The organism is Agrobacterium sp. O3.4 (assembly GCF_041414895.1).
Classification (GTDB): Bacteria; Pseudomonadota; Alphaproteobacteria; order Rhizobiales; family Rhizobiaceae; genus Agrobacterium; species Agrobacterium cucumeris.
The window spans coordinates 39,989-54,089 of the sequence record NZ_JALPZP010000001.1 but is presented as its reverse complement, the minus strand read 5'-3'; the positions used below and the strand labels follow the sequence as shown (position 1 = coordinate 54,089).

At 60.5% G+C, this 14,101-nt stretch carries 13 protein-coding genes; 1 reads left to right on the top strand and 12 read right to left on the bottom strand.

The features are described 5' to 3' along the window. Positions 1 to 15: 15 nt before the first annotated feature. The 3 genes from M0412_RS00215 to M0412_RS00205 form a co-directional block, all read right to left on the bottom strand. Positions 16 to 678 carry a DsbA family protein gene (locus tag M0412_RS00215; RefSeq protein WP_269703352.1) on the bottom strand — a complete coding sequence of 221 codons (663 nt, stop codon included), beginning with the start codon at positions 676 to 678 and terminating at the stop codon, positions 16 to 18. A 34-nt stretch (positions 679 to 712) separates the two neighbouring features. Then, positions 713 to 1,441, bottom strand: a complete 729-nt coding sequence (locus tag M0412_RS00210) for a L,D-transpeptidase (protein ID WP_142840614.1) — start codon at positions 1,439 to 1,441, stop codon at positions 713 to 715. 169 nt (positions 1,442 to 1,610) lie between these two features. Then, entirely contained in the window at positions 1,611 to 2,549 is a 939-nt protein-coding gene (locus M0412_RS00205) for a phytanoyl-CoA dioxygenase family protein (RefSeq protein ID WP_142840615.1), read from the bottom strand. A 129-nt stretch (positions 2,550 to 2,678) separates the two neighbouring features. Between M0412_RS00205 and M0412_RS00200 the strand changes: the two genes are divergently transcribed. Beyond that, the gene (locus M0412_RS00200) at positions 2,679 to 3,551 is read left to right on the top strand and encodes an AraC family transcriptional regulator (protein ID WP_269703348.1); all 873 of its coding nucleotides are present in this window, start codon (positions 2,679 to 2,681) and stop codon (positions 3,549 to 3,551) included. Positions 3,552 to 3,826: 275 nt separating this feature from the next. On the opposite strand, the gene M0412_RS00195 is transcribed toward M0412_RS00200, so the two are convergent. From M0412_RS00195 to M0412_RS00155, 9 genes are all read right to left on the bottom strand, one after another. Further along, positions 3,827 to 4,939, bottom strand: coding sequence for an endonuclease/exonuclease/phosphatase family protein (locus tag M0412_RS00195; RefSeq protein ID WP_269703347.1), 1,113 nt, complete (start codon positions 4,937 to 4,939; stop codon positions 3,827 to 3,829). A 121-nt stretch (positions 4,940 to 5,060) separates the two neighbouring features. Next, positions 5,061 to 6,455, bottom strand: a complete 1,395-nt coding sequence (locus tag M0412_RS00190) for an FGGY family carbohydrate kinase (RefSeq protein WP_269703346.1) — start codon at positions 6,453 to 6,455, stop codon at positions 5,061 to 5,063. Beyond that, positions 6,455 to 7,717, bottom strand: a complete 1,263-nt coding sequence (locus M0412_RS00185) for an FAD-dependent oxidoreductase (protein ID WP_269703344.1) — start codon at positions 7,715 to 7,717, stop codon at positions 6,455 to 6,457. The genes M0412_RS00190 and M0412_RS00185 overlap by 1 nt, the downstream gene beginning before the upstream one ends. After that, positions 7,714 to 9,111 (bottom strand): NAD(P)/FAD-dependent oxidoreductase, encoded by a 1,398-nt coding sequence (locus tag M0412_RS00180; RefSeq protein WP_269703342.1) that lies wholly within the window; start codon positions 9,109 to 9,111, stop codon positions 7,714 to 7,716. The genes M0412_RS00185 and M0412_RS00180 overlap by 4 nt, the downstream gene beginning before the upstream one ends. 179 nt (positions 9,112 to 9,290) lie before the next feature. Then, positions 9,291 to 10,085, bottom strand: a complete 795-nt coding sequence (locus tag M0412_RS00175) for an ABC transporter permease (RefSeq protein WP_142840621.1) — start codon at positions 10,083 to 10,085, stop codon at positions 9,291 to 9,293. 12 nt (positions 10,086 to 10,097) lie between these two features. Beyond that, entirely contained in the window at positions 10,098 to 10,976 is an 879-nt protein-coding gene (locus M0412_RS00170; RefSeq protein WP_269703339.1) for an ABC transporter permease, read from the bottom strand. Continuing rightward, positions 10,973 to 12,046 carry an ABC transporter ATP-binding protein gene (locus M0412_RS00165; RefSeq protein WP_269703337.1) on the bottom strand — a complete coding sequence of 358 codons (1,074 nt, stop codon included), beginning with the start codon at positions 12,044 to 12,046 and terminating at the stop codon, positions 10,973 to 10,975. Before M0412_RS00165 ends, M0412_RS00170 begins: the two co-directional genes overlap by 4 nt. A 280-nt stretch (positions 12,047 to 12,326) precedes the next feature. Then, positions 12,327 to 13,367, bottom strand: a complete 1,041-nt coding sequence (locus tag M0412_RS00160) for an ABC transporter substrate-binding protein (RefSeq protein ID WP_269703335.1) — start codon at positions 13,365 to 13,367, stop codon at positions 12,327 to 12,329. Positions 13,368 to 13,429: 62 nt separating this feature from the next. Further along, on the bottom strand, positions 13,430 to 14,095 hold the full coding sequence (locus M0412_RS00155; RefSeq protein ID WP_142840625.1) for an RraA family protein: 666 nt from the start codon (positions 14,093 to 14,095) through the stop codon (positions 13,430 to 13,432). Positions 14,096 to 14,101 lie beyond the last annotated feature (6 nt).

Sequence of the window (14,101 nt, the reverse complement as noted above, 5' to 3'; positions counted from 1 at the left end):
ATCATTCTCCGAACGTTAAGCCTGTTCACGCGCTCTTTTGAAAAGGTCTGTAAAGGCTTCCGCACTCTGTACCGCACCGGGGACGAGGAACTTGCCGATGATGAAAGCAGGCGTTCCCGTCAATTGCAGCGACATTGCCTGTTCATGATTGCGCGCAAGCAGATCATCGATCTCCGCCGCTTTCGATTTCATGTCGCGCTCGAGACGAGCAAAGTCGATGCTTGTCGCACGCACGGTGTCGCGCATCTCATCGGCCTTCACCTTCGGCGTCTTGATCGCCATCAGCGCATCATGGACGATGTGATAAGCGTCCTGATATTTCGCCGCCAGCGCCAGTTGCGCTCCCTCGACGGAGTCGGGCGTTATGATCGGCCAGTCCTTGTAGACCATCCTGACATCCCCGTCTGCCGAGACCGCATTACTCATGGGAACGGCCGTCTTTTTGCACCAGGGGCAATTATAGTCGAGAAAGGCGACCATGGTGAGCTCGCCGGCGGGATTGCCGGAGACGGGTGCCGCCGGATCGCGCAGGATCATCTCGAGCTTCAGACCGTTGGGTGAAGCCGTAGCCGGCGATGCGATGGCCGAGACCACCGAAATCGAGCCGAGGAGAAAGGCACGGCGTCTGAGCCCGGCAAGGGCTGAAACATCCGCGCGGTTTCGAACATCATGTGCCATGGTGATGGGCCTTCTTTCTTTTCCGTATCGGTCGTCAGGCGGCAAGTTGCTGACGTTTCGAGGGGTCGGGAATAACCACGATGGTGCTGCCGTCCCGCACATTGTTGAAGAGGTCGATGACATCCTGGTTCAGCAGCCGGATGCAGCCGGAGGAAACCGCCTTGCCGATAGAAAAGGCCTCCGGTGTTCCGTGCAGGCGGTAAAGCGTGTCCCTGCCGCCCTGATGAATGTAGAGCGCCCGCGCGCCGAGCGGGTTCTTGAGACCGGGTGGCATTCCGCCATTGGCGATGCTGTAGGGCTGAAGACTGGGCTGCCGCGCCACCATCTCGTCCGGCGGGGTCCATTTCGGCCATGCCCGCTTGTAGGCGACAATCGCCCGGCCAGCCCAGGAGAAGCCGTCCCGGCCGACGCCAATCCCGTAACGGGTCGCCTTGCCGCCCGGCAGAATGTGATAGAGAAACTTGTTCGGCGTATCGACGATCAGTGTGCCGGGCTTTTCGTCGGTCGGATAATCGACGACCTGCCGCCAGTAGCGTGGGTCCACCTGCTTGATGTTCACCGCCGGGATCGGGAATGTCTCATCGGGAAGCGCCGCATACATTGCCGGCATGACCGGCGCAGGCGTCTCGGGCAAGGGGTCGTCGTTTCTTGACAACGTCGCCGGCTTGGGCGGTTCACCGGATGTGGCGCAACCTGCCAGCAGGCCCGCAAGCCCAAGGGCAAGAAGGTTTCTGCGGGTGGTGAAAATCGGGATGTCGTGCATTCTGGGATGTGTCTCCTATTCGGCGACACATAGCCGGCCCCCACCTTAAGCCAGTCTTAAGGCCACCACCCGCACGGCAATTCGTTCGGATCGGCGTTATTGTGGATCACCGACAAGATAAATGACCGTCCCCTTGGAGCGGTCATTTCCTCCGTGTGTTCAATGCAGTTCACCAGCGGGTCAGGCCAAGCAGCTTTTCGCCGAGCGGGTTGAGCCTGGCGGTTTCGGCATGGCGTTTCTCCCATTCACGCGGATCACCGGGAAAGGCGTCGCGCTGCGGATGATCAAGCTCCTTCCAGAGCCGGATCCGCTCCTGCCGTTCTGCCTCATTGTCGAATTCCGCCGGGTGCATGGAGATGTATTGGGCCATGCGCACGCGGCCATCGGAATGATTGGGACGCACGCCGTGGGCAAGCAGCGAGTTGAAAATCATCAGATCGCCCGGTTCCATATCGATATTGACGACGGAGAGGCCAGCCATATCCGGATGCATCGGATCACGATCTTCCGGCTGCGTCTTCACCCATTCGTCAAAATGCTCAAAAAGATAGGGCACGCACTGAAAACCGCCGACATCGCCATCCTGTTTCTGCAGGCTCAGCACGCCCTGTACGCCGATCGGCAGTGGGCGGATGGAGGTATCCACATCCCAGTGGATGAAACCGTTGGGATTGCCTTTCACCTTTTTCGGCGGATTGAGATTGGCGCGGTCGATGGTGACCCACAGATCCTCCCGGTCCCATATGTCGACAAAGACGTCGTAGACCCGCTGCTCGACGCGATTGTCCCAGAGATACTGGTGATTATAAATCTCCAGCATGCCGGTATTGTTCAATTCCTTCATCTTGTGTTCGCGTCTTTGCGGCGCATACCAGGTCGAAGCATCGGCCGGGTCCTTCTCATCGAATTTCCAGAGCAGATCGACAAGGCGTTGCACATTCGCCGCAGGCACCGCCTGACGGACAATGATATATCCCTTCGTCGTCCAGTGCTGCCAGTCCGCTTCCGACAGGACGCGCAGCGGCAAGGTCTTGTTGATATCCTTGAGCTGGGTCGTGGCGGCCGTCGTCGGATGGCTGTCGCGTTTGATTGCTGCGGTGGATTGCATGTCGTTCTCCCATCATCATCTCCCGAACATCAGGCGATGGAAGAAAGCTACGGTTTTCCGGCATGCCGTGTTGTCCGCAGATGCACAATACTGATACTATTCCAGCGTATAAATCCCAGAGAGCGCGGAATGAGGCCACATCTCGAACATCTGCCGACATCACCGGAGTCATCCTGGAGCAGGCTCAACCGGCGGCTTGACGACGCCATTCCGTTCGAATGGCACCACCATCCTGAATTCGAACTGACGTTGACGCTCAATTCCCGCGGACAAAGATTCGTGGGTAATCATGTTGCCGACTACGATCACGGCGACCTCGTGCTAATCGGCCCAAACCTGCCACACACCTGGGCGTCGCGTGACAAACTCGATCCAGCTGAGCCGCATATCGCCCTCGTCTTCTGGTTCAGGAAAGAATGGATCGAAGGACTGGCCGGCGGATCGGTCGAACTGGCGTCCGTCAAACGTCTCATCCAGAACGCCGCAACCGGGCTGGCGTTTAACCCCGCACTTGGCCGGGCTCTGGCAGGTGATTTTGAAGCAATATTTTCCCGTCCCCCAGTCGGGCAGCTGACCGGCCTCCTGGATATTCTGGCGCGGCTGGCGACAGAGGACGGTGGCGTGCCTCTTTCAACCGTCGTGCCGCAGCAGGTGGAAGGGGACCGCTCGCGGATTGACCGTGTCCTGATCCATCTGCACCGCCACTACCATGAGCCGCTCCGCATGGAGCAGATTGCCGCAATAGCCGCTCTCAGCGAATCCGGCCTGCACCGCATGTTCAGGAAACATACGCAGGTCAGCCTGTCCGATTATCTGATCGGCCTCAGGGTCGGCGAAGCCTGCGCCCGGCTTTCAGGCACCACCCAGCCAATCAGACATATCGCTGCCGATGTCGGTTATGCCTCGCTGGCCAATTTCAACCGTCAGTTCCTGCGTCTGCGCGGCATGACACCGCGCGACTATCGAGCCTCGTTTCACGGCAGCGGCAGGAAAATCCGATAACGTACCAGAGCTACCGGATTGCCCCTGTGCCGCAGCGGCCGGCGCTACTTCGCACCCTGCCCCAGGCGGGGTACAGGTCAACACATCAGGCGAAGCCAGCAAATTTGGTCTCGCGCCCGATGCCGTGTCACCCTTTCTCAAGGAATTGACCGCATTCGACGCAATACGCCCGCGGGGTTTCATGACCCTTGCAACCTTCACACCTTCTCTGTCGCCGACCGCGCGCGACAGATCAGCCTACCGCCCCAGATCAGTCGGTGTCACCCCGGCAACATTCAAATATCAAGATCGACCCAGAGCGCGGCATGGTCGGACGCGGCGTCCTCCTGACGCTTGACCTCGTCATAGCTTTCCCACTTCTTCGGCCGAACACCGGGCCACATGCCCTTGCGGAACACGCCACCATCCTTGACCTTTGCAAAAAGGGCGGGAGACAGCAGGATATAATCGATCTTGTTGGAGGCCGTGCACCCACCATAGGTGCCGGGGTAACCACCATCATCAAAAGCGTCATGCTTGAAGATGTCTTTTAACGAGGTACCGCCAAGAAGTGGCTCCAGCGGATCACTGCCGGGAGTGTCGTTGAAGTCACCGATAACAGCGACATATTCGACGCCCCGTTCGATCAGTTTCCTGTAGATTTCGGCGATACGCTTTGCCTGTGCCTTTCGCTTGGCATCCGACTTGGCCTTTCCGCCATACCCCTTGCTCTTGAGGTGATTGACCATGACGACAAGCTGAGCGCCGGCGGGCGTGGTGATTTCATATTCCGGGCAATCGCGCGAAAAGATCGCCTCACCGTTCGGTGTGCAATCATCGACATGGCTGTGCATGGCACCAATGGGATAACCCTTGCGGGTCATCATGCCGACATCGATCCCGCGCTCGTCATTGCCGTCGATTACCATCACGTGCCGAAACGGCGTGCCGCCGATCGCCGGCAGGATCTCGCGATTGAAGGCGGAAAGCACCGGGCGGCTCTCGACTTCGACGATGCCGAGCACGTCGGCCTCAAGATCGACCATCACCCGCGCAGTGTTGCGCATGGCGTGCTCGTTGACCGGCTCATCGCGCAGTTCCAGCGACCCGACCCAGTCGGCCCGGCCATCGGCAACGACCACGACACCGCCCGCAGTCGGCCGCTTGAGCAAACCGCCACGGTTTCGGCGAAGGATAACGAAAGGCCCCGTGTCGGACTGCTCCATACCCAACTCGACGACGAGCCGGGCGATCTCGACCTTGTCTGCGTCACTATACTCGACCTGACCAAGCAATTGGTTCAGCGCCGCAAAATGCTCCAGAACCGGCTTTCCCTCTTCCCAGCTGCCAAGGTTCATCGCTTTGGCGCGATCAAAGAGGTTTTCAACGTTGTAGACAGCAAGACGCATCTGATCCTCCCCAGGTTGCAGGGATGATGCACGTTTTACATTTCAAAGACACGACAGTTTGGACTGGCAGAGGAAATTCACGACCGGCACACCGATGGACAAGATCGTCCTCGCGAAAGCTTTAAGCATTTCGCCAAGTCCGCGCATTGCCCACGGCACGGGCGAAACGATCATGATCCGTGGCATCAACCGACCCATCGGGCATGAATATCTCGGTATCGTTTCGCATGGCGGCGACGTCGACACCGCACAGCTCCGCCAGACCGAGCGCCGTCAACTCCCGCATGGCCGGCACACAGATGGTCCGGCCGCTGGCGGCCGCCAGAAAACGGGCGAAATAGCGACTATTCGACAGGCCACCGTCGATGGAGATCATGTCACCGATGGGAGTTGCAGCCGGCATCGCCTCAATCAATCGCACCGTCAGCATGGCAATACCTTCCAGCAGCGCGCGCACCATGTCACGCCGCTCGGTGGCATGGTCCATCCCGATGAACAGCGGCACGGCCTGCCTGTCCCAATAGGGCGCCGCAAGGCCCGAAAATGCGGGCACGCATACAAGGCCGCGCCGAATGGCGGATGGTCCCTCGAAACCGTCGAGTTCGGCATTATCGGTATACAGGCCGATCTTTCGCGCCCATTCGAGCGCAGCACCGGCATCGTAGACCCCTCCCTCGATAGCAAAAACGGCCGGCGCGCCCTGCCTGTGCCAGCCAATAGTCGGCAAAAGCTCCCCCGTCAGCGGCCGCTCGTTGCCAGCAACAGCCAGCAGGAAAGCGCCCGTGCCAAAGGTTATCTTGCAATCACCGGGTTTGCGGCAACCATGCCCGTAAAGCGCCGCCTGCTGGTCAACGATGGAAACGCGGACAGGCGTTGCCTCGATTGCGCCGAAACCACCATCGACGGGGCCGATGGCGGGCAGGCAATCCAGCGGCACACCGTGAAGCATGCAGAGTTCCGGGCTCCAGTCTCCGGTTGCCAGATCAAGCAGCCCGGTGCGCGAAGCTGTCGCAAGATCGGTGCGGAAACAGTCAGCCAGCCGATCCAGAAAAAACGCATCGGTGGTGCCCAGCCGCAACCGCCCCGCCGCCCTTGCCTGCGTCACCGCTGGATTATGCTTGAGCAGCCACGACAGTTTGCTTGCCGAAAAATAGGGATCGAGCGGCAAGCCGCAAATCTCTTTCGAACGATCCGCCGCCGATGGCGGCAGAGCGGCAAAAGCATCGGCGGTGCGGGCATCCTGCCAGACGATAACCGGCGACAGCGCCTCACCGCTCTCGGCGTCCCACGCCAGGCAACTCTCGCCCTGATTGGCTATGGCTATGGCATCCACCGGGCCGGCGGCGGCAAGCACCGCGCGGATATTGCGCAACAGTTCCTCGGGGTCATGCTCCACATGGCCTGGCGCCGGATAGAACTGCGCATGACGCAGGCTGGAGACGACCTGTGCCATGCCATCGCCAACCACAAGGCATCGCGTCGATGTCGTTCCCTGATCGATCGCCGCAATGCGCATCAATTTGTCTCCCGAAAGTCAAAGGCAACCTGGCTTGCTTCAAACGCAGAGCGGGGAATGGGCACGAGCACACGGCGCTCCGGCAGCCACAGGCCGCTCGTGCTCCACACTTCCGTTCCATCAAGATGGAGAGAAAGCCGGCCTCGAACACGTTTGGTAAAACGCAGCTGAAAGTCGCGAAAAGCTGGTCGGTCAAGCCCTCCCCTGCGGAGCATGGTGGGTACCACAAGTTTGACCGGCTCGGTGAAAGTGACGGGTACCATCAGGTCATTGCAGGGTTCGCGGGCGAGATCGTCGGCAACGGCAACACCCACGCGGCTACCTTCGCGAAACGACCAGCCGCCCGTTTCCACGGCCCGCAACAGGTTTCCGCTGGCGAAAAAGATGGGGTTGGCCATCCGGCCGTCCTGATCGATCATCGGCCCGGCGCTGCCTGCCGCCACATCAACTGCGGATGCATTCAAAAGCGCCGCCTCCGGCGTGAACCGCCCGGTCAGAAGAATACCATCGCACTTGACGGTCAGGAGACGGCCATCCGCCAGCCGGATGTCCGCCTCCTCGACACGGCCGCGCCCGCGAATGTCCATAAGGACTGCACCACAATGAAACGGCACCCCGACCAGTCTCGGAAACCATTGGAAAGGCGACCGTGCCAGCGGTTCCGGCTCAGGCTCGATCATCGCCACCGGCCGCGCACGATGCGTCAGACAGGTCAGAAGCGCAGAGAATGAAACCAGTTCAGAACCAATGACAAGCGGCCGACGAAAGGGCAGGATGCCATGAAAGGCAACATAGGATTGCAGCGCGCCGGTGGTGATCACACCCACCGGCCGGTCGCCGGGCAAAAGCAGCACCGAGCGTGGTTTTTCCCGTGCGCCGGTGGCCAGCACGATGCGCCGGGCCTTCACGCTCTCGACACCGTGCGCCGATGTGACCAGCAATGCGCCACCCTGTCCGAGTTCGACCACGGAATGACCGGTGCGGATATCAACACCGGCATCCTGCGCTTCCCTCTGCAGGCGTCTCGCATAGGCCGGGCCGAAATAGACGCGCCCGAATTCGCGCATGCCGAAAGGCGAGTGCGAGCAATGCCGGGGTGCGCCGCCAAGGGTCGGCTCGCGCTCGAGGATCATCACACGCGCAATACCACGGGCTTTCAGCTCCAGAGCCGCCGCCACGCCCGCCGGGCCGCCGCCAACCACGATGACATCGGCACATGAAACGTCTTCGCGCTCTTGCTGAAGAAGCGTCACGCTACTCATCGCTCGTCTCCCACACTGACCGCAAGCGGTACGGCCAGACGGTCACCCGTCATCGCAGCAAGCCGGGCGTTGCAATAAAACCCCTGACAGCGCCCCATGCCGGCGCGGGTGCGCCGACGCAGCCCGCCAAAATCGCCCGGCGGCACCGGACTGGAAAATGTCGCATCGATCTCACGCCGGGTGACGAGTTCGCAATGGCAGACGATTTCGCCATGATCGGCACGCTGCCAGTCCCGCTCGCAGGTTTCGGTCAGGTTGGGCATCGTCACCTCAGGCACGGAGGAAGGCAGGTCAAAGCAGGTGCCGAAACCTGCATGGAGCGTCAACGCATGCTGCGCCAGCCCGAGCGCAGCGCTGAGGCCCGTGGAACGCACGCCGCCGAGCGTGATCGCCCGCCGGTCCGGCCGCGCGGAAATCCGGTAATGTTTCTTGTCAGACGCCGGGCGCAAGCCGGCATAGACGGCGGTTACGGAAATGGAGGCCAGTTCCGGAACGATCTCCGCGCCGCGCTTCAGCAGCGCTTGCAGCGTCGCCGTCTCCACGGTCGCACGCTCGCGGTCATCCTGCTCTTCCGCGGTCGGGCCGATGAGAACATTGCCAAAGGCAGTGGGACAGACCACGATGCCCTTGGTGATTTCGGTGGGAACAGGCAGGACGATGCACGGCACATGCCGGCGGGCGGCCTTATCGAGAACGACGAATTGTCCCTTGCGCGGCATGATGGTGAATTCGGGGAGAAGCCCCAGCCGCGTATCGACGATATCCCCAAACAACCCTGCGGCGTTGACAACGCTTGCGGCAAGGATCGGACCCGCCGTCGTCTCGATCCGCCACGCGCCATCGAACGAACCCGAGAGGACTTCGGCATTGCGCACCAGCTGCGCGCCCAACCCCACGGCCTGCGTGAGATAACCCAGCGGCGCGGACCACGGATCGATGATGTGTTCACCCGAAACTTCGAGCGCGGCGACAAGATGACTGGACAGGCCGGGCATGGTTTCGCGGGCCTGACGGGCCGTGAGCAGGTCGAGTTCGACAATGCCGTTGCGCCGCCCCTGCTCGGCAATCGCCGAAAGTCTCTCCGCCTCATCCGGATTCCAGGCACAGACAAGTGCACCGGTCTCGACGAGGCTGAGGCCCATCTCCCCGTGGATGGACAGATATTCCGCCCGACCCGCCTTTACCAGTTCCAGCTCCAGACTGCCTTCCGGCGCATCGAAGCCGGTGTGAAGAATGGCGCTGTTGGCCTTCGAAGCCCCGGAGAGAATATCAGCACCCTTCTCGATGACGACCACTTTCGCACCGGCCAGGGCGAAACGACGGGCGACCGCACAGCCGACAACCCCGGCACCGATGACGGCAACGTCAAATTCCGTGGAGAGGCTCTGGACCATTGGTTTCCCTTTACCTTCGTGGTTCAAAAACGAAATCAACAGGCGTGACAGATCGCGCCGACGCAGCGGGCGTTCATCAACGGGAATGAAATTAGCGCTGGTTCCAGTCCGGCAAAGCTGGCCGACCCTTTGAATTTAATCGGCCTCACGAGGAGTATTTCTCGATAGGCCTGCCGCCCTTATTTGACAAAAGTCTTCGTCAGGCCCGCCGTTCGGTCAACGATCAGGACGACGGCAAGCGTCAGCACGATCAGAAGAACGGAAATGGCCGCAACGAGCGGATCAGCCTGGGTTTCAACATGCTGATACATGGCGACGGGGAGCGTTGTGATCCGCGGACCGGTGAGGAACAGCGAAATCACGGCCTCATCGAACGAGACGAGAAAGGAGAGTGCCGCCGTCGCGACAACGCCCGGCGCGATCATCGGCATGGTGATGCGGCTAAAGACGGTGAACGGCGATGCCCCAAGCGTTGAGGCAGCCTCTTCGAAGATCAGCGGCAGGCCGGCGAGCGACGTGGTGAGCACGCGCAGGGCATAGGGTAGCACGATGATGAGATGCGCGATCACCAGTCCGGTGAACGTGCCGAGCAGACCGGCACCGGCAAAAACGATCAGGATCGCAAGGCCGAGAACGATGGTCGGCAGAAGCAGGGGCGCAGTGAAGAAGGCAAGCAATGCATCTGCGCCGATCACCCGCATGCGGACGATGGCGTAGGAGGCGGGCAGCGCAATCAGCATCGACAGCACCGTGACGATGACGGCGAGGAGCGTACTGGTGCCCAGTGCACCAATCATCTTGGAATTGTGCATGAGCTCGATATACCAGCGCAGGCTCCAGCCGGAAGGCGGAAAGGTCATGTAGCTGTCGGCTGAAAAGGAGATCGGCACGACGAGCACCACGGGCGCAAGCAGAAAGAGGAACATGACAAAGGCGACAATTTTCAGCGCCAGCGGAACGGGACGTTCTTCCATCTTCGATCTCCTTTACAGAACCGCCCGCAGAAGCCGGGAATAGAGCACCAGGGCAGCCCCGAAAATCACGAGGATGATCATCGAAAGCGTTGCGGCAAGAGGCCAGTTGAGCGTCACAATGGCCTGATCGTAGATTTCCGTCGCCAGAAGGAAGACGCGGCCGCCGCCAAGCAGCTTGGGGGTGATGAACGAGCTGACGGCCAGAACGAAGGAGAGTAGGCAACCAAGCGCCACACCGGGCATGGTGAGCGGCACGATAATCCGCCAGAACACCCTCCAGGGCGATGCGCCGAGCGTTTCGGCAGCCTCCTCGACCCGCGGATCAAGCCTGCCGAAACCGGCGAGCAATGCCAGGATCATATAGGGCATCAGGATTTCGGTGAGGCCGATGACGACGCCGACCTTGTTGAACAACAGACGCACGCCGCTTTCAGCACCCAGTGCGAAGAGGATGTTGTTGATGAGCCCGTCATCCGCAAGGATCGCGATCCAGCCATAGGTGCGCACCACCGCCGAGGTGAGCAGCGGCGAAATGACGAGCACAAGCAGCAGTGTCTTCCAGCGGCCCTGCGCCCGGTGAAGATAAAGAGCGATTGGATAGGAGGCGATGAGCGTCAGAACCGTAATCATGAGGCTGGTCAGGATGCTCTGGCCGATCAGTTCGATATAAAAACCGTCGGTGAGCGTGGAGGACCAGTTTTCAAGCGTGTGGGCTTCCCCGAGACCGCCGCCGCCGAGGCTTTCGCGGAAGGAAAGCAAAAGCAGGTTGAAGACGGGCATCACGAAGGCCAGACCATTGACCGCGATGATCGGTCCGAGCAGCAGCGTTGCCAGAAACACGACGGAGGAGGTGCGGCTGCCGGGAGCCGTGATCATGACCGACGCCGTCATTGGTTTGCTCCGAAAACCAGCGTGTCCTCCACGCGCCAGACGAGACTGACGGCGCTACCCGCCGCAACCGGTGTTTCGCCGCCGGAGGTCGCACGTTCCACGGACAATATCTGCCCGCCTGCGGCGATCTCGTAGTGGAGAATATCTCCCGCATAATAGACATCGCGAACCTCGCCGGCGATGCGGTTGACCGGCGCTCCATCGAAATCAGGCAAAGCGTCGCCGGCAACCGTCATGGCCATGCGATGCGGCCGTACCATCAGGTCGATCTTGCCGGCGTGTGAGCCGGGCGCACGCAAAACCGCATCGCCGACCGTGATGCGATCGCCGGCCGCGTTGCCCACCAGCCTGTTGGTACGGCCAACGAAGGAAGCGACGAAACCCGTCGCCGGGCGCTCATAAAGATCGTGCGGTGTGCCGAGCTGTTCCAGGCGCCCGCCGTTGAGGACGGCGACCTTGTCGCACATGCTGAGCGCCTCGACCTGATCATGCGTGACGAAGATGGAGGTGATGCCGAGCTGTTTCTGGATACGGCGGATTTCGGCGCGCATCTCATCGCGCAGCTTGGCATCGAGATTGGAAAGCGGCTCATCGAACAAAAGGATGGAGGGCTGGATGACGAGGGCGCGCGCCAGTGCGACGCGCTGTTGCTGGCCGCCGGAAAGCTGGGCGGGACGTCGGTCCTCGCGCCCTTCCAGATGCACCATGGCAATGGCTTCACGCGCACGGCGTTCGGCCTCGGCAGCCGGCACCTTGCGCATTTCAAGACCGAACATGACGTTCTTGAGAACCGTCATGTGAGGGAAAAGCGCGTAGCTCTGGAAAACGAGGCCGATGTCACGTTTGTAAGGGGCAAGCTGCGTCACGTCCTTGCCGCCAATCGAGATCGAACCTGAGGAGACGGGAGAGAGGCCGGCAATCATGCGCAGCGATGTCGACTTGCCGCAACCCGAAGGACCGAGGAAGGCAACCAGTTCGCCCTTGGGAATCTCGAGGTTGAGATCATCTACGGCGACCATGGTCTCGTAGCGCTTGGTCAGTGAACGAATCGAGAGGAATCCGGGCTGCATGATGTCTGAAGTTCCCATTCTGGCTTTTTGCCTTTCTTCAGGACATGTCCGGCCGGTTAGGCGCGGAAATGGCCTGTCCCTTGATCTATACAGTCGCAGCAGAACTTCGCTGCGCTGTTTCACGGCGTTTCCCGTATCGCAGACATGCCAGGCCAAAGGGAATGCATGTCCGTCTTACCCTTCCCTCCGCCGACCCCAGTGTCGACAGAGGGAATGTGTTGTTTTGTCCTTCCGCAGCCGCATGAGTGATGCGGAAGATCTGCCATGCTGCACGAGAGCCTTAGCGGCTGAGCGGAATGACCTTGCGACGCCAGTCCTGTGTGATCTGATCGCGGACCTTTGAAAGACCGATCCAGTCAACCGGAATAACCTTGTCCATCGCCTTGATGACCGTGCGCTCGCTGACATCGTCGGCAACGGTAGCCTTGGTGTTGGTCGGCGCATAATACATGGCGGCGGTAAAGGCAGCCTGCGCTTCAGGGCTCAGCGCATAATCGACGAATTTGCGCCCCGCCTCCGACGATGGGCCACCCTTGACGAGATTGAGCGTATTGATCTGGAGGATCGTGCCTTCCTTGGGAAGCGCAACCTTCATCTTGCCCTTGGAGCCATCGGCATTCACCTGGCTGCGGGCATTCCAGCCCACGCCCAGTGAAACCTGGCCGTTGACGACATTCGGATAGACTTCCGGCTTCGGCTCCCAGGTCTGAATGTTTGGCGCAACTTCAGCCATCGCATTGATGCCGGCGTCGATATTCTTGATGAAGTCAGTGCCGCCATTCATGTGGTCCATGATGATCGTCGTGCCGATACCGACAATATCGGGCGCGCTCAACATGGCGACTTTTCCCTTGAGGGCACTGTCCTTCAGAGCGTTCCAGCTGTCCGGCGCGGTCTTGATCGCATCGGTATTATAGATGAGCACAAGATTGTCGAACGTCACACCAACGCCGGCCACGCCTTCAAAGCGGGCGTTGGGATAGAGGTCGCCGACGTTCTTGGTCACGCTTTCATCGATCTTGTCGAACAGACCTTCATCCGTACCGGTTTTGGCAACGGAGACGTCCATCAGCGCGACATCGGCCTGCGGCGCAGCCTTCTGGGCGCGCAGCGAACCAAGCATGGCGGCGGAACCCTGCTGCGGGAAATATTCAACCTTGATATCCGGATTGGCGGCCATGAAAGGCTCGATGACGGCCTTGGTGTAACGCTCCTGGAAAAGGCCGCTATAGCCAAGGAACGTTACGGTCTGCTGGGCGTGCGCCGGCAGAGCGGCCGCGCCAAGCATGAGAATCCCGCTCAGAAGTATAGATTTCTTCATTGTCCTGTTCTCCTCTATTATTATTGGGAGTGGCGGACTGGTCCGCCACCCGTAAGGCGGTGTCAGGCGCTCAGCTTGGCCTGAACGAGCTTGTTGGCGCCGGAAATATCCGGCAACTTCTCGCCGTTGCGCAGACGCTCCAGAAGCACGAGTTCAGCTTCCTGCATGCCGATGGCGCGCTCGGCCATGGCGCGGGCCTGGCTTGGATGAAGGGCGACAACGCCGCTTTCATCGCACAGGATCGCATCGCCCGGATTGATCATCTGGCCACCGACGCTGATCGGAACATTGATCGCCCCTTCAAGGCCAAGGATCTTGGTGGTGATCGGCGAAGGGCCGCGGCACCACATGGGCATATCGACCTTGACGAACTCCGAAAAGTCAGTCGCCGGTCCATCGACCACGCCAGCCTTGACGCCGGCCATTTTCATCGTGTTGGTGATGACGCCGCCCCAGCAGGCGTGGCGGGTATCACCGCAGCGATCGATGAGTACGATATCGCCCGGACGCACAATCTGCGTCAGATAGTGAAGCATGGTCGAATCGGCGTTCGGAATGCGCAGCGTGACGGCGGTGCCGGCCACCCGCTTGCCCGGAAGGACCGCGCGGATTTCCGGATCGACGAAACCGGAATGAAGCACGTGGCCGATCGTTGCGACTTCGACCTTTTCCAGAAGTTCGACGATATCGGCGTCGATCTGGTCCGGCATTGGATTGACGATAAACATAAGTCT

What these genes read in the sequence shown, in the direction of transcription:
- M0412_RS00165 (WP_269703337.1), bottom strand. Translation starts at nt 12,046, where the DNA reads ATGCAGCCCGGATTCCTCTCGATTCGTTCACTGACCAAGCGCTACGAG.
- M0412_RS00180 (WP_269703342.1), bottom strand. Translation starts at nt 9,111, where the DNA reads ATGGTCCAGAGCCTCTCCACGGAATTTGACGTTGCCGTCATCGGTGCC.
- M0412_RS00215 (WP_269703352.1), bottom strand. Translation starts at nt 678, where the DNA reads ATGGCACATGATGTTCGAAACCGCGCGGATGTTTCAGCCCTTGCCGGG.
- M0412_RS00195 (WP_269703347.1), bottom strand. Translation starts at nt 4,939, where the DNA reads ATGCGTCTTGCTGTCTACAACGTTGAAAACCTCTTTGATCGCGCCAAA.
- M0412_RS00190 (WP_269703346.1), bottom strand. Translation starts at nt 6,455, where the DNA reads ATGCGCATTGCGGCGATCGATCAGGGAACGACATCGACGCGATGCCTT.
- M0412_RS00205 (WP_142840615.1), bottom strand. Translation starts at nt 2,549, where the DNA reads ATGCAATCCACCGCAGCAATCAAACGCGACAGCCATCCGACGACGGCC.
- M0412_RS00175 (WP_142840621.1), bottom strand. Translation starts at nt 10,085, where the DNA reads ATGGAAGAACGTCCCGTTCCGCTGGCGCTGAAAATTGTCGCCTTTGTC.
- M0412_RS00210 (WP_142840614.1), bottom strand. Translation starts at nt 1,441, where the DNA reads ATGCACGACATCCCGATTTTCACCACCCGCAGAAACCTTCTTGCCCTT.
- M0412_RS00155 (WP_142840625.1), bottom strand. Translation starts at nt 14,095, where the DNA reads ATGTTTATCGTCAATCCAATGCCGGACCAGATCGACGCCGATATCGTC.
- M0412_RS00160 (WP_269703335.1), bottom strand. Translation starts at nt 13,367, where the DNA reads ATGAAGAAATCTATACTTCTGAGCGGGATTCTCATGCTTGGCGCGGCC.
- M0412_RS00170 (WP_269703339.1), bottom strand. Translation starts at nt 10,976, where the DNA reads ATGACGGCGTCGGTCATGATCACGGCTCCCGGCAGCCGCACCTCCTCC.
- M0412_RS00200 (WP_269703348.1), top strand. Translation starts at nt 2,679, where the DNA reads ATGAGGCCACATCTCGAACATCTGCCGACATCACCGGAGTCATCCTGG.
- M0412_RS00185 (WP_269703344.1), bottom strand. Translation starts at nt 7,717, where the DNA reads ATGAGTAGCGTGACGCTTCTTCAGCAAGAGCGCGAAGACGTTTCATGT.